Genomic DNA, 19275 nt, shown 5'->3' with positions numbered 1-19275 from the left:
ACATTATCGTTAGCGCACTCATATTTTCTCCCGTTTAAAGTTGACCAATTTAAGGTAAGGCTATGATTTCAGGCATCCTAGCATCTCCAGGTATTGCTATTGGTAAAGCACTACTACTTCAAGAAGATGAAATTGTCCTAAACACTCACTCAATTGCTGATGCTCAAGTTGAAGCAGAAGTAGCTCGCTTTTTTGACGCACGTAACAAATCAGCAGCTCAGCTTGAAACTATCAAGCAGAAAGCCCTTGAAACATTCGGTGAAGAGAAAGAAGCGATCTTCGAAGGTCACATCATGCTTCTTGAAGATGAAGAGCTAGAAGAAGAAATCCTAGCACTGATCAAAAACGACAAGATGCACGCCGATAACGCGATTCACACGGTTATCGAAGAACAAGCGACTGCTCTTGAATCTCTAGACGACGAATACCTAAAGGAACGTGCAACGGATATCCGTGATATCGGTACACGTTTTGTTAAAAATGCTCTTGGCATCAATATCGTTTCACTTAGCGATATCAATGAAGAAGTAATCCTAGTTGCTTACGACCTAACGCCATCTGAAACTGCACAAATCAACCTAGATTACGTTCTTGGTTTTGCTTGTGACATCGGCGGTCGTACTTCTCACACTTCAATCATGGCGCGCTCTCTTGAGCTTCCAGCTATCGTTGGTACTAACGACATCACTAAGCAAGTGAAGAACGGCGACATGCTGATTCTTGATGCGATGAACAACAAAATCGTTATCAACCCATCGGAAGCTGAACTAGAAGAAGCGAAGGCGGTGAAATCGGCATTCCTTGCTGAAAAAGAAGAGTTAGCGAAGCTAAAAGATCTCCACGCAGAGACTACTGACGGTCACCGTGTAGAAGTGTGCGGTAACATCGGTACGGTTAAAGACTGTGATGGCATTATCCGTAATGGCGGTGAAGGTGTCGGTCTGTACCGTACTGAATTCCTATTCATGGACCGTGACGCTCTGCCAACTGAAGAAGAGCAGTACCAAGCGTACAAAGAAGTTGCGGAAGCAATGAACGGTGAATCAGTGATCATCCGTACAATGGACATTGGCGGTGACAAAGATCTTCCATACATGGATCTACCACAAGAGATGAACCCATTCCTAGGCTGGCGCGCAGTTCGTATCAGCTTAGACCGTCGTGAAATCCTTCGTGACCAGCTACGCGGCATCCTACGTGCATCTGCACACGGTAAACTTCGCATCATGTTCCCAATGATCATCTCTGTTGAAGAGATCCGTGAACTGAAGAAAGCTATCGAAGAATACAAAGCAGAACTTCGCGCTGAAGGCCATGCATTTGACGAAAACATCGAAATCGGTGTAATGGTTGAGACTCCAGCAGCCGCTGCTATCGCACACCACCTAGCGAAAGAAGTCGCATTCTTCTCTATCGGTACTAACGATCTTACTCAGTACACACTAGCAGTAGACCGTGGTAACGAGATGATCTCACACCTATACAACCCGCTGTCTCCAGCTGTACTTACAGTAATCAAGCAAGTGATTGACGCTTCTCACGCTGAAGGTAAGTGGACTGGTATGTGTGGTGAGCTAGCAGGTGATGAGCGTGCGACACTTCTACTTCTAGGTATGGGGCTAGACGAGTTCTCTATGAGCGGCATCTCTATTCCTAAAGTGAAGAAAGTGATTCGTAACTCGAACTTTGCAGAAGTAAAAGCAATGGCAGAAGAAGCGCTTTCTCTACCAACAGCGGCAGAAATTGAAGCCGTTGTAGAAAAATTCATCGCAGAGAAAACTCAATAATTGACTGATACCATTAAGATAGACGGCTAAAAATAGTCGTCTATCTTGTGAGATTGGTATACTATAATTCGACAGAATTAAATAAAACGTTAGGAGCATGACACAATGGGTCTGTTTGACAAACTTAAGAAGCTAGTATCTGACGACAGTGCTGACGCAGGTGCAATTGAAATCATCGCGCCTCTGTCTGGTGAAATCGTAAACATCGAAGATGTGCCAGATGTCGTTTTCGCTGAGAAAATCGTTGGTGACGGTATTGCTATCAAACCTGCTGGCAGCAAAATGGTAGCTCCTGTAAACGGTACAATCGGTAAGATCTTTGAAACTAACCACGCATTCTCAATCGAGTCTGATGACGGCGTAGAGCTATTCGTTCACTTCGGTATCGATACTGTTGAACTAAAAGGCGAAGGCTTCAAGCGTATTGCAGAAGAAGGTCAAACAGTTAAAGCTGGCGACACTATCATCGAGTTCGATCTAGCGCTTCTAGAAGAGAAAGCAAAATCAACTCTAACGCCTGTCGTTATCTCTAACATGGACGAAATCAAAGAGCTGAACAAACTATCTGGTTCAGTATCCGTAGGTGAAACACCAGTCCTACGCGTAACTAAGTAATTTTTACTTAGCCAAATACAAAAAAACGCAGCGACTCAGCTGCGTTTTTTATTGCCTTTATCTTAGATTATTTTAGCCCCAACGCATACTTCAACACCTGACTTTTTAACGGCCCAGCATTCTCAGCCACTTTCAATGCCGCGTTGCGGACAAATTTCAGTGGAGCCAGATCGTTACTAAAACTCTTGTAGAAAAAGTCCATGCCCGATTGCATAAGCAGGTTATCAGGGCGACGTTTACGTTCGTAGAGCCTGAGCACTTCCTGCGAAAAATGTATTTTTCCTTCTGTCACTTCAAGTAACGCTTCAACATCTTTAAAGCCAATATTCACCCCCTGCCCTGCCAGCGGGTTTATTGTATGCGCCGAATCGCCGGCAAGCACACAACCAAGCGCTGAATAGGACTGTGCGTGTCGTCTGGTTAGAGGGAATGAACCAGCTTGGAGCACTTTAATATCGCCTAATTCGGCAGGAAAATGACTCAGAACCTCTTGCCTTAGCTGCTCATTGGTCATAGAGCACAGCTGTTTGATTCGCTGAGGAGAATCATACCAGACCAATGACCCCTGATTACCGCATAACGGAAGAAACGAATGCGGTCCTGATGGCGTAAATTGCTGCCAGGTAATGTCTTGCTGTGGAAGTTCTGTCTCAACATTGATCAACATACAATGTTGACGATAGTCCCATGCCGTCACGCCAATCCCAGCCAGAGTTCTGACCTGAGAATTTGCTCCATCAGCCCCCACAACTAAGTCAGCCTGAAAGGACTGACCGGAATTTAAGCTAACAGAGCAAGGTTGACCAAACTCAATATGCTCTAATCGGTCTGGGCAGCAAAGCGTAATATTAGAGTAACGCTCAAATTCCCCCCACAGCCCCAACTGAATCAAGCGGTTTTCGACAATGTAGCCAAGCCGCTCCATATTCAGTGCATCAGCATGGAAGCGGGTTCTGCATTCTGGATGTTCCCAAGTTTCCAGCCTACGATAAGGACATACTCGCATCTGTGATATTGCCTGCCATGCACCCAGCTCTTCCAATATCGATACAGAATGCTCTGAGATCGCCGAAACTCGAATATCCATCGACTGCTCTGCTGAAAACGCCTGAGGAGCCGTGCCTTCTACGACAACAACGGTTCTGCCTTGCTTGGCGAAACCGATCGCAATCGCCGCACCAACCATACCGCCACCGATAACGGCAACATCATATCTGGTCATAATTTGTACTTTATTTGTTGATTATCTGGCTGATTTTCATTGTACTTTTTCATTACTAAAATGTAACTAAAAACCTCAACACAAATAAGGGCAAATCCCTTGCACTACATAGGATTTAACTGAATGTGTGACAGCACTAGTCAGTAGGTTTTTAAAGCAGTACAATACGCCGCTTACCGCCGAGAGGGCGGCTAAAATATAGTCAACCACATGAAATATGCAGCGTTGACACTGTTCCACACTGGGCGATTTGCTCCCTTAATTTAAACTAACGATCGAGCGAACAACATGAGTAAAAAACTGCTAATTAAAACCTGGGGCTGCCAGATGAACGAATACGATTCATCTAAGATGGCCGATCTACTGAATGCTGCTAACGGCTATGAGCTGACGGAAGAACCAGAAGAAGCAGACGTACTACTACTGAATACCTGTTCTATCCGCGAAAAAGCACAAGAAAAGGTATTCCACCAGCTAGGTCGTTGGAAAACCCTTAAAGATAAAAAAGAAGGTGTTGTTATTGGCGTGGGGGGCTGTGTAGCTACTCAGGAAGGTGACCACATTCGCGAGCGTGCGCCGTTCGTTGACGTTATCTTTGGCCCTCAAACATTGCACCGTCTGCCTGAAATGATCAAGCAGTCACAAAGTAATGAAGCGCCTGTTATGGACATCTCTTTCCCTGAGATTGAGAAGTTTGACCGTCTACCAGAACCTCGTGCAGAAGGCGCAACCGCGTTTGTTTCCATCATGGAAGGTTGTTCGAAGTACTGCACCTACTGTGTTGTTCCATACACGCGTGGTGAAGAAGTCAGCCGCCCAATGGATGATGTCTTGTTCGAAATCGCGCAGCTAGCAGAACAAGGCGTTCGTGAAGTAAACCTTCTCGGCCAGAACGTTAACGCATACCGTGGCCCAACGCACGAAGGTGATATCTGTAGCTTTGCCGAGCTACTTCGCCTTGTCGCTTCGATTGATGGTATCGACCGAATTCGTTTCACCACCAGTCACCCACTTGAGTTCACAGATGACATTATTGCTGTTTACGAAGACACACCTGAGCTTGTGAGCTTCCTGCACCTGCCAGTGCAAAGTGGTAGCGACCGCATCCTAACAATGATGAAGCGTCCGCACACAGGTATCGAATACAAGTCGATTATCCGTAAACTGCGTAAAGCACGTCCTGATATCCAAATCAGCTCTGACTTTATCGTCGGTTTCCCAGGTGAATCCGATATGGACCACCAAGCAACAATGAAGCTGATCAAAGATGTCGATTTCGACATGAGCTTCAGCTTTATCTTCTCTCCGCGTCCAGGGACGCCAGCTGCCGACTATCCATGTGATCTGTCAGAGCAGACCAAGAAAGAGCGTTTGTACGAACTTCAGCAAACCGTGAATGCGCAAGCAATGCGTTTCTCTCGTCTGATGCTTGGTACAGAGCAACGCGTTTTGGTTGAAGGCCCTTCGAAAAAGAATCTAATGGAGCTTCGCGCACGTACTGAGAACAACCGCGTAGTGAACTTCGAAGGCAATGCTGAACTCATCGGTCAGTTTGTCGATGTGAAAATTACTGATGTCTTCGCTAATTCATTACGTGGTGAAATTGTGCGTACAGAGAAAGACATGGATCTGCGTACTGTGATTTCGCCAACTCAGATGATGGCAAAAACAAAACGCGAAGATGAGCTAGGTGTAGCAACCTTTACGCCTTAAGCTTGAAAATACCTATCTGAGTGACCATCTTAGATATAGGTATATAAAGCCATTGGAAGCCCGGTCTAAATCGGGCTTCTAGGAAATGGCCAATAATGAGAGGCAACTTTGAGCAATAAAATTGTGACTCTAGAGATTGATCTAGAACCTTCTGACAACCGCCGTCTAGCGAGTCTGTGCGGTCCTTTCGATGATAACATCAAACACTTAGAACGCCGTTTAGGTGTCGAAATCAGCTACCGAGGCAACTTCTTTACCATCGTGGGTAAACCTCATACCTCAGCGGCTGCACTGGAAATCATCAAAACCCTTTACGTCAATACTGCGCCTGTCCGCGGCAATATTCCGGATATTGAACCAGAAGAAATTCATTTGGCTATCAAAGAGACGGGTGTACTTGAACAAGACACTGAGTCCAACCTTGAGCATGGTAAAGAAGTCTTTATCAAGACCAAGAAGGGCGTGATTAAACCGCGTACACCGAATCAAGCTCAGTATCTGGTCAATATGGTCACACATGACATCTCTTTCGGTATTGGCCCTGCCGGTACAGGTAAGACGTACCTTGCCGTTGCTGCCGCCGTAGATGCTCTAGAGCGTCAAGAGATTCGTCGTATTCTACTAACACGTCCTGCTGTCGAAGCGGGCGAAAAGCTGGGCTTTCTCCCAGGTGACCTAAGCCAAAAAGTCGACCCGTATCTACGTCCACTCTATGACGCGCTTTTCGAGATGCTTGGCTTTGAAAAAGTCGAAAAGTTGATTGAACGTAACGTCATTGAAGTTGCACCGTTGGCTTATATGCGTGGTCGTACACTAAATGACGCTTTTATCATTCTCGATGAAAGTCAAAACACCACTGTAGAACAGATGAAGATGTTCCTGACTCGTATCGGTTTTAACTCCCGTGCAGTCATCACTGGTGACGTCACTCAGATCGATTTACCACGCGGCGCAAAATCAGGCCTTCGCCATGCGATTGAAGTGCTGAATGAAGTGGATGAAATCAGCTTTAACTTCTTCCAGTCTGACGACGTCGTTCGACACCCAGTGGTTGCACGTATCGTCAATGCCTATGAAAAGTGGGAAGCGCAAGATCAAAAAGAGCGTAAAGAATACGAAAAGCGTCGTCGTGAAGAGCGCGAAGCAAAACTTCAGGAAGCGCCAGCGGCTCAGTCTTCTGTGACTCCGGAGACGAAACCGTCATGAGCATCGAACTAGATCTTCAATTAGCAGTCGAAGATGAAAAAGGCTTACCGAGCTCTGAAGATGTTCATCTCTGGTTAACTTCGGCTGTGGCAAAGTTTCAGCCTCAAGCCGAAGTTACTGTCCGTATTGTCGATGAGCAAGAAAGCCACCAGCTTAACCATGACTATCGCGGCAAGGACAAACCAACCAATGTGCTGTCTTTTCCTTTCGAAGCACCTCCGGGTATTGAAATGGATTTGCTGGGTGATCTGATCATTTGTAGACAGGTGGTTGAGCAAGAAGCCGATCAGCAATCTAAGCCATTAATGGCACACTGGGCGCATATGGTTGTACATGGTAGCCTGCATCTGCTAGGTTATGATCATATCGAGGATGACGAAGCCGAAGAGATGGAGTCCCTCGAAACAGAAATCATGCTGGGTATGGGGTTTGAAGACCCATATATAGCTGAAAAAGAGTCACCTTAGGGTCACTCGCATGTGAGGGTTTGAGAGTTCATTATTTACCTCTCTCATACCCTCAACGTGAGCTATCACACTTCTGATAGCGTTACTTAATTGAGAAACAATGAACGAAGACAATTCGCCCTCTTCTCTAGAAGGTAAAAAAGAAAAATCTGAAGGTCCGAGTAGAAAGTCCTTCTTCGGACGCCTAGGTCAACTATTTCAAGGCGAACCTAAAGATCGCCAGGAGCTTGTGGAGGTATTCCGCGACTCAGAAGAAAATGACCTGATTGACCATGACACCCGAGACATGCTTGAAGGCGTTATGGAAATCGCAGAAATGCGCGTGCGCGATATTATGATCCCACGTTCACAAATGGTTACCGTTGACCGTAGCGACGATTTAGACGCATTGGTTAACCTTATCACTGACGCTCAGCACTCTCGCTACCCAGTCATCAGTGAAGATAAAGACCATGTTGAAGGCATCCTGTTAGCGAAGGACTTACTTAAATATTTAGGCTCAGGCAGTGCGCCATTTGATATCGAACAGGTGATCCGCCCTGCGGTCGTTGTTCCTGAAAGTAAGCGAGTAGATCGCCTATTAAAAGAGTTCCGTGAGGAACGTTATCACATGTCCATTGTCGTAGATGAGTTCGGTGGAGTTTCTGGTCTTGTGACTATCGAGGATATTCTCGAAGAAATCGTTGGAGAAATCGAAGATGAATTCGACGATGAAGAAGAACTGGATATTCGTAAACTCAGCAAACACACCTATGCAGTAAAAGCCCTAACGACAATTGAAGAATTCAATGACACTTTCAACACTTCATTCAGTGATGAAGAAGTCGACACAGTTGGTGGCATGGTAATGACAGCTTTCGGTCATCTTCCTTCACGCGGTGAAGTGGTTGAATTGGAAAATTATAGCTTTAAGGTTACCTCTGCGGACAATCGTCGCGTGTTACAGCTTCAAGTAACCATCCCCGACGAAGAGCCTCTTCCGGAACCAGCCGAAGAGTAACGCTAATTTCCCGAACTGGGATACTCAGAAGTATAACGATGATAAAAACACTTTTTCATCGCCTAAAACGGCCGCTTGCGGCCGTTTTTGTTGGCGCCCTCACTACATTCGCATTTGCTCCGTTTCAGCTCTGGCCTTTGGCGATCCTTAGCCCACTGCTATTGTTGGCCTTAATTCATCAACAAAGTGCAAAGCGTGCTTTATGGATTGGCTACGCGTGGGGAATTGGTCAATTTGCAACTGGGATCAGTTGGGTACACATCAGCATTGACAATTTTGGTGGTATGCCGAAAATCGCCAGCGTTTTTCTCATGGCGCTACTGGTCGGCTATCTTGCAATTTATTCTGCGCTGTTTGCTTGGAGCCTTAATCGTTACTTTCCACACAGTAACCGCACACGCTTTCTGCTTGCCGCTCCAGCTATTTGGCTGATTTGTGACTGGCTGCGCGGTTGGGTCATGACAGGGTTCCCATGGTTATGGCTTGGCTACAGCCAAATCGACAGCCCCCTCGCGAATTTTGCTCCGATTGGTGGCGTTGAGTTACTGACTCTACTGCTGATAATCAGTGCTGGCAGTATCATCTATGCCTTTAGCCAACGACAGTGGCTTCATCTTCTCATCCCTGCTGTTATTTTTTCCACCGGCTATGGACTTAAGTCAGCCAATTGGGTAACAGTTGACCCAAATAGCACCACCAAAATAGCCCTCATTCAGGGCAACGTCGATCAAGCAAAGAAATGGTTACCACAAGAACGCTGGCCGACCATCATGAAATACACTGATCTGACGCGCGAAAACTGGGATGCTGATATCATCATATGGCCAGAAGCCGCCATTCCAGCGTTTGAGTTTGAAATCTCTTCCTATCTGAGTAACTTAGACTCGGCCGCTAAAATGAACAATAGTGCTGTCATAACAGGTGTGGTTAATCAAGGAGAAGACCGTCAGTTTTACAACAGCATACTTACTGTCGGTAAAACACCTTATGGCGATTACAGCTTTGATATGAGCGAGCGCTACCACAAGCATCACCTGTTACCATTCGGTGAGTTTGTGCCTTTTGAGGAGATTTTGAGGCCGTTGGCGCCATTTTTTAACCTGCCGATGTCCTCGTTTAGTCGTGGCGACTTTATACAGCCTAATATTGAGGCTAATGGCAAGCAGATGGCACCGGCACTGTGTTATGAGATTATTTTCAACGAGCAAGTGCGTGAAAATGTCACAGATGACACTGACTTTATCCTCACTCTATCCAACGATGCATGGTTTGGTAAATCAATCGGCCCATTGCAACATATGGAAATTGCTCGAATGCGAGCGCTTGAGCTAGGTAAACCTGTCATTCGCTCTACCAATAATGGCGTCACCGCAGTGACCGATTACAAAGGCAACATCACCACACAGATCCCTCAGTTCGAGACGGAGGTATTGCGCGCAGAGGTCACCTCTACCCAAGGGCAGACTCCCTATCGAGAGTTCGGTACTTGGCCACTCTACATCTGGGTAATACTAAGTTTGGTTACCGGTTGGCGTTTGAGAAAGTAATAGTAGATTAATCGCAAGGGTGACGTGCAAACGTCACCCTTTTTGTCAGTAGTAGGAACACTTCATTTAGGGTTTCAGAAGCTGGCGGCTAAAGCCCTTCCCACCACATTTCGTGCATGGAATGATCACGGTTGGATGGTTGTATTGCGTTTTATGACCACATTCGTCACACACTAAAATACCTAACCCAATCACTTCACCGGCTTGATACAACCCTTGGTGTTCTAAGTCAGCAAACAATTCAACCCATTCGACCTTTGTTCGGTCTGTGATATCCAATAGCCCCTGCCAGATAGAGTCTGCCACCATAAGATAAAAAGGCCCCCCTTTCGATTCCTCGTAGCTATCAGCAAACTCTTTCAAATCTGACTTCACATACGCTGACACCAAAGCCAGTTCATCTTTAGTCAAATCGTTGGCCGCCTCAACGACCTTTTCTGAGGTTTCAAAAACGTGGTTGACTTCATCTGGGCTATGTTTGAGCGCTTCCACAACATCCTCAAACATCTCCTCATAACCTGCTTTACGTTTTGGCATAGTGACCTCCTTCTAGCGACTCGGGAGAATTGCGCCCGTAGGCTATTGTTGTGCTCCTCTCCTTTAGGTATTCTATGACGATCTATTTATGTCTGTTCTAACTGAACTCACAATTTCCAAGATAACCGGATATCATCGATGCAAGAGCAATACAACCCGCAAGATATTGAACAGAAAGTTCAAAAGCACTGGGATGACAACAAGACCTTTGTTGTAAGTGAAGACCCAAATAAAGAAAAATTCTACTGTCTCTCTATGTTCCCTTACCCAAGTGGTCGACTGCACATGGGTCACGTGCGTAACTACACCATCGGTGATGTGGTATCTCGTTTTCAACGCCTGCAAGGTAAAAACGTAATGCAACCAATTGGTTGGGATGCATTTGGTCTACCAGCAGAAAACGCAGCGGTTAAGAACAACACGGCACCTGCACCATGGACTTACGAAAACATTGAGTACATGAAGAACCAGCTTAAAATGCTTGGTTTGGGTTACGACTGGAACCGTGAATTCGCAACTTGTACGCCAGAGTACTACCGTTGGGAGCAAGAGTTCTTCACTAAGCTTTACGAAAAAGGCCTAGTTTACAAGAAGATGTCTACAGTTAACTGGGATCCAGTTGACCAAACAGTTCTTGCGAACGAGCAGGTTGTTGACGGCCGCGGCTGGCGTTCAGGCGCAATCGTTGAGCAGAAAGAAATTCCTCAATGGTTCATCAAAATTACTGAATACGCTCAAGAACTGATCGATGACCTAGACAAGCTAGATGGCTGGCCGGAAATGGTTAAAACCATGCAGCGTAACTGGATTGGTCGCTCTGAAGGTGTTGAACTCAAGTTCGAAGTAAAAGGTCAAGCTGACCTAGAAGTTTATACAACACGCCCAGACACACTAATGGGTGTGACTTACGTAGGCATCGCAGCAGGTCACCCTCTAGCAGCAGAAGCCGCTAAAACTAACCCTGAGCTAGCTGCTTTCGTAGAAGAGTGTAAGAACAACAAAGTAGCAGAAGCTGAAATGGCGACAATGGAGAAGAAAGGTATGGCGACTGGCCTTACTGCTATTCACCCATTGAACGGCCGTGAGGTTCCTGTTTACGTGGCTAACTTCGTACTGATGGACTACGGTACAGGCGCTGTAATGGCAGTACCTGCACACGACCAACGTGACTACGAGTTCGCGACTAAGTACGGTTTAGACATCATCCCTGTGATCAAGCCTACTGACGGCAGTGAACTGAACATCTCTGAAGAAGCGTACACAGAGAAAGGTGTACTGTTCGATTCAGGTGAGTTCGACGGTCTTGAATTCCAAGCAGCATTCGATGCAATCGCAGCGAAGTTAGAAGCTGAAGGCAAAGGCACTAAGACAGTTAACTTCCGTCTACGTGACTGGGGTGTATCTCGTCAACGTTACTGGGGCGCACCAATCCCAATGGTAACCACTGAAGATGGTGAAGTTCACCCAGTACCCGCTGACCAACTGCCAGTAGTCCTTCCAGAAGACGTGGTAATGGACGGCGTAACCAGCCCAATCAAATCTGATAAAGAGTGGGCGAAGACGACATTTAACGGCGAACCAGCTCTACGTGAAACTGACACGTTCGATACCTTCATGGAGTCTTCTTGGTACTACGCACGTTACTGCTCACCACAAGCTGACGACATCCTAGATCCAGAAAAAGCAAACTACTGGCTACCAGTAGACCAGTACATCGGTGGTATCGAGCACGCTTGTATGCACCTACTGTACTCTCGCTTCTTCCACAAATTGCTACGTGATGCGGGTTACGTAACCTCTGATGAACCATTCAAGCGCCTACTATGTCAAGGCATGGTACTGGCTGATGCATTCTCTTACGAGAACGAGAAAGGCGGTACTGAGTGGGTTGCACCTACTGACGTGACTGTTGAACGTGACGGTAAAGGCCGCATCACTTCAGCGAAAGACAACACTGGCCGTGACGTTGAACACTCAGGCATGATCAAGATGTCTAAGTCGAAGAACAACGGTATAGACCCACAAGAAATGGTAGACAAATACGGTGCTGACACAGTACGTCTATTTATGATGTTTGCATCTCCAGCAGACATGACACTTGAGTGGCAAGAGTCTGGCGTAGAAGGGGCTAACCGCTTCCTGAAACGTGTTTGGAAACTCGTAAACGAGCACGCATCGAAAGGCGCGGCAGAAGCAGTGGATACCTCGGCACTGTCTAGCGACCAAAAAGCACTTCGTCGTGACGTTCACAAGACTATCGCGAAAGTGACGGATGATGTTGCTCGTCGTCAAACGTTCAACACAGCAATCGCAGCGATCATGGAACTAATGAACAAGCTAGCGAAAGCACCACAAGAATCTGCACAAGATCGTGCAATCCTTGATGAAGCGCTAAAAGCAGTTGTTGCAATGCTTTACCCAATCACTCCTCATATTTCTAGCGAAATGTGGGTAGGTCTTGGTGAAACTGACATCGACAACGCAACATGGCCAACTCACGATGAAAAAGCCCTTGTTGAAGACGAGAAGCTAATCATCGTTCAAGTTAACGGTAAGCTACGTGCGAAACTGACTGTTCCGGCCGATATTTCTAAAGACGATATTGAAGCTCTAGGTCTAAACGATGAGAACGTAACTAAGTTCACTGACGGCAAGACTGTGCGTAAAGTAATTTACGTACCAGGTAAGCTTCTGAATATCGTTGCAAACTAAGCATTTGCAAAGTAAAGAAAGTGTTGCGAACTAATTCGTTAAACTAAAGTCTTAAGCAGGGTATATTTACCCTGCTTTACTTATCTCAGCCTATTCACTGAGTAGCCTTAGATAAGTATTCAAATAATCGAGAAACATCAACTAATGCGCCTATTTTCAATCTCAACTATTAAGCTCACCAGCGTTGTACTTGCAGCGAGCCTGCTGTCTGCCTGTGGTTTCCATCTCCGTGGTGATTACTCTATCCCGGAAGATCTCGACACGATGTCTCTTACCAGTTATGACCAGTACAGTACGTTTACCCGAATGATGAAAGCCCAACTGCGTATGAGTGAGATTGAAGTTGTTCCGCCTTCTGACAATATCCCGAATCTTCATTTAGCAAGTGAAGGTGTTGGTGAACGTACACTTTCTCTTTATCAAAATACTCGTGCAGCAGAGAAGGAACTTACCTTCCGAGCGTCTTACCGTGTAACTATCCCTGAACTAGGTTCGAAGACTTTTTCAACCAGTGTTACTCGCAGCTACTTAGATAACCCGCTAACAGCACTGGCGAAGTCAGTGGAACGCGATATGATCGAAGATGAAATGCGTAAACTGGCTGCAACTCAGATCATTCGTCAAATGGCACGTTTAAAGGCAGATATCGAAGCTAACGAGCTTGATATGGAAGAGCAAGAGATCCAACTAAAAACAGACGAAGAGCAGTACCGAATCAAAACCTATTCGTCAGATGAGCCTCAAGGAGCGTCTGACAGTAACTCAGCGGTTCAATAGAATCCTATGCGAATCTTCGCAGATCGGCTGGTGGAGCAGCTCAATAAGCAGCTCCACCCTACTTACCTGATTTTTGGCAATGAGCCATTACTACTACAAGAATCTCGTCAGTCCATTCAAAAAGCCGCTTACACTCAGGGCTTTGAAGAACGACACCGTTTCGCAGTAGACAACAGCTTTGATTGGAACTTGGTGTATGACAGTTGCCAAGCATTAAGCCTGTTTTCATCGCGCCAATTGATTGAGTTAGAGCTCCCAGAATCAGGAGTAAACGCGGCGATTGCAAAAGAGCTAGTAGGCATTTCAGAAGTGTTGCACAGTGACATCATTTTAGTCGTGATTGGCACTAAGCTCACCAAAGCCCAAGAAAATGCTAAGTGGTTTAAAGCCTTATCTTCCCGTGGCTGCTGGGTAAATTGTCTTACGCCAGACCTCAGCCGCCTGCCTCAGTTTGTCCAGTCACGCTGTAGAGCACTGAACCTGAATCCGGATGCGGAAGCGATTCAAATGTTAGCTCAGTGGCATGAAGGCAACTTGTTTGCATTGACACAAAGCTTGGAAAAACTCGCCCTTTTGTACCCCGATGGGCAGTTAAATCTTATCAGACTCGAAGAATCATTGAGCCGACACAATCATTTTACTGCATTCCACTGGTCAGATGCTCTGCTAGCAGGTAAAGCTAACCGAGCTCAGCGAGTATTAAGACAACTAGAAGCGGAAGGCGTTGAAGCGGTAATTTTGCTTCGAACCATTCAGAAAGAGTTGACTCAGTTACTCTCGATGCAGCAACAAATGCAATCGCAAGCTATAGGACAAGTATTTGAACGCTACCGGATATGGCAATCAAAGCGGCCACTGTACTCTGCGGCGTTAAACCGTCTTTCACAGACAAAGATCACTCAGCTAATCCAGTTAATTGCTAAAGCCGAAGTTATCTCTAAAACTCAATATGAGATTTCCAGTTGGCCACTATTGCATCAGTTAAGTACTGAGATGTGCTTGCCACAAGTGAAGCTTTAAAAAGCGTGATATACTGCGCCGCTTTGATTTTAAACCGAATAAACAAACGAGGAACTGACTTTGCAACTTGAAGAACTGAATGATTTTCTAGTAGATAAAGCCGACGACATGAAAGCACAGGACATTAAAACACTTGATGTTCAAGGCAAATCCAGCATCACAGACTACATGATTATCTGCACAGGCACTTCAAAACGCCACGTTGCCTCTATTGCTGAACACGTAGCAAAAGAATCAAAAATGGCTGGACTTGAACCACTAGGCATAGACGGTGAAAGTGAAGGTGAGTGGGTCGTCCTTGATATGGGCACGACCATTGTTCATGTTATGCAGGAAGAACAACGCGAGCTATATCAACTGGAAAAACTCTGGGGCTAAGCGATGAAACTGCAATTGATCGCCGTTGGCACTAAAATGCCTAAATGGGTTGAAGAAGGCTTTCAAGAATATAAGCGCCGGTTTCCTCACGATATGCCACTGGAACTTGTTGAAATTCCAGCCGGAAAACGGGGGAAAAACGCCGATATTGCAAGGATTCTGCAAAAAGAAGGCGAAGCCATGCTGGCTGCGGTGCCAAAAGGCAATCGAATTGTTACCCTAGATATTCCCGGCAAAAAGTGGGATACCCCTCAGCTGGCGCAGCAACTAGACAGTTGGAAGTTAGATGGCCGCGATGTCTCCATTCTTATTGGCGGCCCGGAAGGGTTAGCTCCAGCTTGTAAAGCGGCGGCCGATCAAAGCTGGTCGCTGTCTGCACTCACCTTGCCCCACCCTCTGGTTCGCATCGTGATGGCAGAAAGCCTGTATCGAGCCTGGAGTATCACTGCTAATCATCCATATCACCGAGAATAAGCGTTAATGTTAAGGAAGCGTACCCGAATCAGGGATTATCAAGAAGAAGCACGGCTGTTTAAAAGCCGGGCTATTGTCGCTTTCATTGGTATTGTCACTATGGTTGGCTTGTTAGTGGCCAACCTCTACAACATCCAGATCAATCAATACCAAGATTACAAAACTCGCTCAAACGATAACCGTATCAAAGTCGTTCCTATCGCACCAAACCGCGGGTTGATCTATGACCGCAATGGCCAATTACTTGCTGAAAATCGACCTGTCTTTAATTTGGAAATTACTCCAGAAAAAATTAAAGATATGGAAGCCACTATCGCTGGTCTTCAAGAGTTCATTGAAATAACTCCAGAGCAAGTCGAACGCTTCGAGAGGGAAAGACGCCAGACCCGACGTTTCAAATCAGTGCCAATACTGACTCAGCTCACGCAAGAACAGGTCGCCAAGTTTTCGGTCAATCAGCATAAGTTTCCCGGTGTCGCTGTCAACGCGAGCTTAAAACGTCATTACCCATACGGCGATGTTTTGACCCATGTGATTGGTTATGTGTCGCGCATCAATGACCGCGATATGCAGCGGTTGATCCGCGAGGAAAAAGACGCTAACTATCAAGCAACACGTGATATCGGTAAGCTTGGTATCGAGCGTTATTACGAAGATCTGCTTCACGGAACAGCTGGTTATCAGGAAGTCGAAGTCAATAGCCGTGGTCGTATTATCCGCACCTTGAAGTACATTCCGCCAGTTCCTGGAAAAGACATCGTTCTCAATCTCGATATAAATTTGCAGCTCTACATTCACGAATTACTCGCTGGACGCCGTGGTAGTGCCGTAGTGCTCGATCCCAAAGACAACGGTGTGTTGGCTATGGTCTCGAGCCCAAGCTATGACCCCAATGCTTTCGTACATGGCATTTCTGGCAAAGCCTACAGTGCTCTTCTCAACGATAAGAACCGTCCATTGGTTAACCGAGCCACTCTCGGCATTTATCCACCAGCATCGACAATTAAACCATTTTTAGCGGTAGCGGCTCTGGAAGAAGGCGTCATCACTCCATACACCACGCGTAATGACCCTGGTTACTGGAAGATTCCTAACTCTAAAACAAGGCCTTTCCGAGATTGGCTACGTTGGGGACACGGTAAAGTTAATATCGTCAAATCGATAGAAGAGTCCGTGGATACCTTCTTTTATCAGATAGCCTACGACATGGGCATCGACCGAATCTCTCGCTGGATGATGATGTTTGGTTTTGGTGAAAAAACCGGCATCGATATCTATGAAGAGAGCAAAGCAAACATGCCAACTCGTGAATGGAAAATGGCTCGTCACCGTGTACCTTGGTATCAGGGAGACACCATTCCTGTCGGCGTAGGCCAAGGGTATTGGACAGCAACACCTATGCAAATTGCGAAAGCGACCTCTGTGTTGGTTAACCGAGGCGAAGTGATCGCACCTCACCTATTGAGAGCAACCATCGACAATGGCCAGCAATTCGATAAGCAAGTGATGTCTGAGATCGAGACTTACCCGCCAATTACTGACGTTAAAGAAAAATTCTGGGATTTGTCGATAGAAGGGATGCGACTGGTTAACCACGGTAAAAAAGGCACAGCAAGACGCTCCTTCTACAATACGCCTTACGTCAGTGGCGGTAAATCTGGTACTGCGCAGGTATTCGGTCTAGCAGAGGATGAAGAATACAACGCAGATGAAATTGCTGAGCACTTAAGAGATCACGCTCTATTTACCGGCTTTGCTCCATTGGAAGAACCTGAAGTGGTAGTGACGGTCGTACTTGAAAATGCGGGCGGAGGCTCTTCACAAGGTGGCCCTGTGGTCAGGCAGGTCTTTGACCGCGTGTTAGTAGAAGATAAAGAGGCGAAAGAATAATGGATTTTGATCCTGCTACAGGCCAAAACCGAGCGCTGTTCGAGCGCTTCCATATCGACTTGCCTTTACTGCTAGGTATTTTGGTATTAATGGGCTTCGGTCTGGTCGTAATGTACAGCGCCAGTGGCCAAAGCTTAGCGATGATGGATCGACAAGCGATGCGTATGGGGCTATCACTCGGTGTGATGGTAATTCTCGCTCAGATACCTCCCAGAACCTATGAATCTCTAGCTCCTCTAATGTTCATTGTCGGCGTTCTGCTGCTGTTCGGGGTTCTGTTTTTTGGTGAGGCTTCAAAAGGCGCGCAGCGTTGGTTAAACCTAGGCTTTGTTCGTTTCCAGCCTTCAGAGCTACTCAAACTTGCTGTTCCATTAATGGTTGCGCGCTTCATTGGTAAGCGTTCACTACCCCCAACGTTTCAGACTCTTGTGATGTCGTTGGTGATGGTCTTTGTACCAACCATTTTGATCGCGAAACAGCCCGATTTAGGCACTTCGATTCTAATTGCCGCCTCAGGAATTTTCGTTATCTTCCTTGCCGGCATCAGCTGGAAAATCATCTTCGCAGCAGCCTGTGGCCTCGGCGCATTTTTGCCAATCTTGTGGTTCTTCTTGATGAGGGAATACCAGAAAGTCCGAGTTCGTACTCTGTTCAACCCAGAGTCTGATCCTCTTGGCGCTGGTTATCACATTATCCAGAGCAAGATTGCCATTGGTTCTGGCGGCATCGCTGGTAAAGGTTGGCTACAAGGGACTCAGTCTCAACTTGAGTTCTTACCAGAACGTCACACCGACTTTATTTTTGCGGTGATAGCCGAAGAATGGGGCCTGATTGGTATTCTGATTCTGCTTAGCTTGTACCTGTTTATCATCGGACGCGGCCTAGTGCTAGCAAGTAAAGCGCAAACAGCTTTTGGCCGTATGATGGCCGGCAGTATCGTGCTCAGTTTCTTTGTTTATGTTTTCGTAAACATTGGTATGGTGAGTGGCATCTTGCCAGTCGTAGGTGTTCCGCTGCCTCTGATTAGCTATGGCGGTACGTCCATGGTGACCTTAATGGCAGGCTTTGGCATATTAATGTCGATCCACACTCACAGAAAAGCATTTTCGAAGGCAACTTAAATGACAATAAATAAAGCTCTGCTAGGCACGCTATGCGCCGTAACCATTCTAGCAGGTTGTTCCTCTGCGCCTTCAAAGCGTTACACGATAGACGACGATATTGCACCGGATGCCCCGATCTCTGTCGATCATATCGAAGATGCAAACCCTCAGTACGAACCGTACAGTTTGGGCGGCAATAGCGACTATACGCTTCGTGGACAACGCTACCAGATCATAAGAGAGCCCAAAGGATTTACTCAGGAAGGACAGGCATCTTGGTACGGGAAGAAGTTCCACGGTCACCTAACTTCCAACGGCGAAGTGTACGATATGTATTCCATGACGGCGGCGCATAAGACCTTACCGATACCGAGTTATGTCAAAGTAACCAATCAAGATAATGGTAAAACAGCCATTGTACGCGTTAACGATCGTGGTCCCTTTCATGAAGGTCGGATTATCGACCTCAGCTTTGCAGCCGCCACCAAATTAGATGTGGTCCGTACAGGCACTGCCAATGTGTCAATAGAGGTCATCTCTGTCGACAAGCCAACGGAAGTACATAAACAAAAAGCACTACCAAAGTTCGTTGTTCAGGTTGCGTCTTCACAACATGAAGACAGAGTACGAACTTTAGCGCAAGATCTGAGTCAAACACTTTCGGTAAAGAGCTATATCAGCTCGGATAAAAACCTTCACCGCGTGTTTTTGGGCCCGTTTGATGACTATATGCTGACGCAAAAGGCCTTAGAACAAGTTAAGCTGATGGGCTATTCGAGTGCTTTTATAAAATCCCAGTAGTCCTCAATCCAGTGTGAGGTACGCCG

General features: G+C 46.4%; 17 protein-coding genes. 15 read left to right on the top strand and 2 right to left on the bottom strand.

Annotated elements, in window-relative coordinates:
- Positions 1-62: 62 nt before the first annotated feature.
- Entirely contained in the window at positions 63-1787 is a 1725-nt protein-coding gene (gene ptsI, locus VIC_RS01470; RefSeq protein WP_006957370.1) for a phosphoenolpyruvate-protein phosphotransferase PtsI, read from the top strand.
- A 105-nt stretch (positions 1788-1892) separates the two neighbouring features.
- Positions 1893-2402 (top strand): PTS glucose transporter subunit IIA, encoded by a 510-nt coding sequence (crr, locus tag VIC_RS01465; protein ID WP_006957369.1) that lies wholly within the window; start codon positions 1893-1895, stop codon positions 2400-2402.
- Between the two features lie 67 nt (positions 2403-2469).
- On the opposite strand, the gene VIC_RS01460 is transcribed toward crr, so the two are convergent.
- Positions 2470-3624 (bottom strand): 2-octaprenyl-3-methyl-6-methoxy-1,4-benzoquinol hydroxylase, encoded by a 1155-nt coding sequence (locus VIC_RS01460; protein WP_006957368.1) that lies wholly within the window; start codon positions 3622-3624, stop codon positions 2470-2472.
- 288 nt (positions 3625-3912) lie between these two features.
- Here VIC_RS01460 and miaB point away from each other — a divergent pair, with 288 nt between their 5' ends.
- The 5 genes from miaB (at position 3913) to lnt (ending at position 9557) form a co-directional block, all read left to right on the top strand.
- Positions 3913-5337, top strand: coding sequence for a tRNA (N6-isopentenyl adenosine(37)-C2)-methylthiotransferase MiaB (miaB, locus tag VIC_RS01455; RefSeq protein ID WP_006957367.1), 1425 nt, complete (start codon positions 3913-3915; stop codon positions 5335-5337).
- A gap of 108 nt (positions 5338-5445) precedes the next feature.
- The gene (locus tag VIC_RS01450; protein ID WP_006957366.1) at positions 5446-6543 is read left to right on the top strand and encodes a PhoH family protein; all 1098 of its coding nucleotides are present in this window, start codon (positions 5446-5448) and stop codon (positions 6541-6543) included.
- A complete protein-coding gene (gene ybeY, locus VIC_RS01445) occupies positions 6540-7010 on the top strand; it encodes an rRNA maturation RNase YbeY (protein WP_006957365.1) in 471 nt (156 codons plus the stop codon). Before VIC_RS01450 ends, ybeY begins: the two co-directional genes overlap by 4 nt.
- 100 nt (positions 7011-7110) lie before the next feature.
- Positions 7111-8010 carry a CNNM family magnesium/cobalt transport protein CorC gene (corC, locus tag VIC_RS01440; RefSeq protein WP_006957364.1) on the top strand — a complete coding sequence of 300 codons (900 nt, stop codon included), beginning with the start codon at positions 7111-7113 and terminating at the stop codon, positions 8008-8010.
- A 38-nt stretch (positions 8011-8048) separates the two neighbouring features.
- Entirely contained in the window at positions 8049-9557 is a 1509-nt protein-coding gene (lnt, locus tag VIC_RS01435) for an apolipoprotein N-acyltransferase (protein WP_006957363.1), read from the top strand.
- Positions 9558-9623: 66 nt separating this feature from the next.
- On the opposite strand, the gene VIC_RS01430 is transcribed toward lnt, so the two are convergent.
- Entirely contained in the window at positions 9624-10094 is a 471-nt protein-coding gene (locus tag VIC_RS01430) for a zinc ribbon-containing protein (RefSeq protein ID WP_006957362.1), read from the bottom strand.
- Between the two features lie 138 nt (positions 10095-10232).
- Here VIC_RS01430 and leuS point away from each other — a divergent pair, with 138 nt between their 5' ends.
- The 8 genes from leuS to VIC_RS01390 all read left to right on the top strand — a co-directional run bounded on the left by leuS (position 10233) and on the right by VIC_RS01390 (position 19249).
- A complete protein-coding gene (leuS, locus tag VIC_RS01425) occupies positions 10233-12806 on the top strand; it encodes a leucine--tRNA ligase (protein WP_006957361.1) in 2574 nt (857 codons plus the stop codon).
- A gap of 144 nt (positions 12807-12950) precedes the next feature.
- Positions 12951-13583 carry an LPS-assembly lipoprotein LptE gene (locus tag VIC_RS01420; protein ID WP_006957360.1) on the top strand — a complete coding sequence of 211 codons (633 nt, stop codon included), beginning with the start codon at positions 12951-12953 and terminating at the stop codon, positions 13581-13583.
- A gap of 6 nt (positions 13584-13589) precedes the next feature.
- Positions 13590-14603: a DNA polymerase III subunit delta gene (gene holA / locus VIC_RS01415; protein WP_006957359.1), complete on the top strand. Its 1014-nt coding sequence runs from the start codon at positions 13590-13592 to the stop codon at positions 14601-14603.
- A gap of 60 nt (positions 14604-14663) precedes the next feature.
- Positions 14664-14981, top strand: coding sequence for a ribosome silencing factor (rsfS, locus tag VIC_RS01410; RefSeq protein WP_006957358.1), 318 nt, complete (start codon positions 14664-14666; stop codon positions 14979-14981).
- A gap of 3 nt (positions 14982-14984) precedes the next feature.
- A complete protein-coding gene (gene rlmH, locus VIC_RS01405; protein WP_006957357.1) occupies positions 14985-15455 on the top strand; it encodes a 23S rRNA (pseudouridine(1915)-N(3))-methyltransferase RlmH in 471 nt (156 codons plus the stop codon).
- 6 nt (positions 15456-15461) lie between these two features.
- Positions 15462-17345 carry a penicillin-binding protein 2 gene (gene mrdA, locus VIC_RS01400; protein WP_006957356.1) on the top strand — a complete coding sequence of 628 codons (1884 nt, stop codon included), beginning with the start codon at positions 15462-15464 and terminating at the stop codon, positions 17343-17345.
- A complete protein-coding gene (gene rodA, locus VIC_RS01395; RefSeq protein WP_006957355.1) occupies positions 17345-18466 on the top strand; it encodes a rod shape-determining protein RodA in 1122 nt (373 codons plus the stop codon). The genes mrdA and rodA overlap by 1 nt, the downstream gene beginning before the upstream one ends.
- Positions 18467-19249, top strand: a complete 783-nt coding sequence (locus tag VIC_RS01390) for a septal ring lytic transglycosylase RlpA family protein (protein WP_006957354.1) — start codon at positions 18467-18469, stop codon at positions 19247-19249.
- Positions 19250-19275 lie beyond the last annotated feature (26 nt).

It is taken from the genome of Vibrio coralliilyticus ATCC BAA-450 (genome assembly GCF_000176135.1).
Lineage (GTDB): Bacteria > Pseudomonadota > Gammaproteobacteria > Enterobacterales > Vibrionaceae > Vibrio > Vibrio coralliilyticus.
This window is presented reverse-complemented; position numbering and strand designations above follow the sequence as displayed.

Excerpts from the sequence above, each read along its gene's own strand:
- ptsI (WP_006957370.1), top strand. The coding sequence starts at position 63 with ATGATTTCAGGCATCCTAGCATCTCCAGGTATTGCTATTGGTAAAGCA.
- crr (WP_006957369.1), top strand. The coding sequence starts at position 1,893 with ATGGGTCTGTTTGACAAACTTAAGAAGCTAGTATCTGACGACAGTGCT.
- VIC_RS01460 (WP_006957368.1), bottom strand. The coding sequence starts at position 3,624 with ATGACCAGATATGATGTTGCCGTTATCGGTGGCGGTATGGTTGGTGCG.
- miaB (WP_006957367.1), top strand. The coding sequence starts at position 3,913 with ATGAGTAAAAAACTGCTAATTAAAACCTGGGGCTGCCAGATGAACGAA.
- ybeY (WP_006957365.1), top strand. The coding sequence starts at position 6,540 with ATGAGCATCGAACTAGATCTTCAATTAGCAGTCGAAGATGAAAAAGGC.
- corC (WP_006957364.1), top strand. The coding sequence starts at position 7,111 with ATGAACGAAGACAATTCGCCCTCTTCTCTAGAAGGTAAAAAAGAAAAA.
- lnt (WP_006957363.1), top strand. The coding sequence starts at position 8,049 with ATGATAAAAACACTTTTTCATCGCCTAAAACGGCCGCTTGCGGCCGTT.
- VIC_RS01430 (WP_006957362.1), bottom strand. The coding sequence starts at position 10,094 with ATGCCAAAACGTAAAGCAGGTTATGAGGAGATGTTTGAGGATGTTGTG.
- leuS (WP_006957361.1), top strand. The coding sequence starts at position 10,233 with ATGCAAGAGCAATACAACCCGCAAGATATTGAACAGAAAGTTCAAAAG.
- VIC_RS01420 (WP_006957360.1), top strand. The coding sequence starts at position 12,951 with ATGCGCCTATTTTCAATCTCAACTATTAAGCTCACCAGCGTTGTACTT.
- holA (WP_006957359.1), top strand. The coding sequence starts at position 13,590 with ATGCGAATCTTCGCAGATCGGCTGGTGGAGCAGCTCAATAAGCAGCTC.
- rlmH (WP_006957357.1), top strand. The coding sequence starts at position 14,985 with ATGAAACTGCAATTGATCGCCGTTGGCACTAAAATGCCTAAATGGGTT.
- mrdA (WP_006957356.1), top strand. The coding sequence starts at position 15,462 with ATGTTAAGGAAGCGTACCCGAATCAGGGATTATCAAGAAGAAGCACGG.
- rodA (WP_006957355.1), top strand. The coding sequence starts at position 17,345 with ATGGATTTTGATCCTGCTACAGGCCAAAACCGAGCGCTGTTCGAGCGC.
- VIC_RS01390 (WP_006957354.1), top strand. The coding sequence starts at position 18,467 with ATGACAATAAATAAAGCTCTGCTAGGCACGCTATGCGCCGTAACCATT.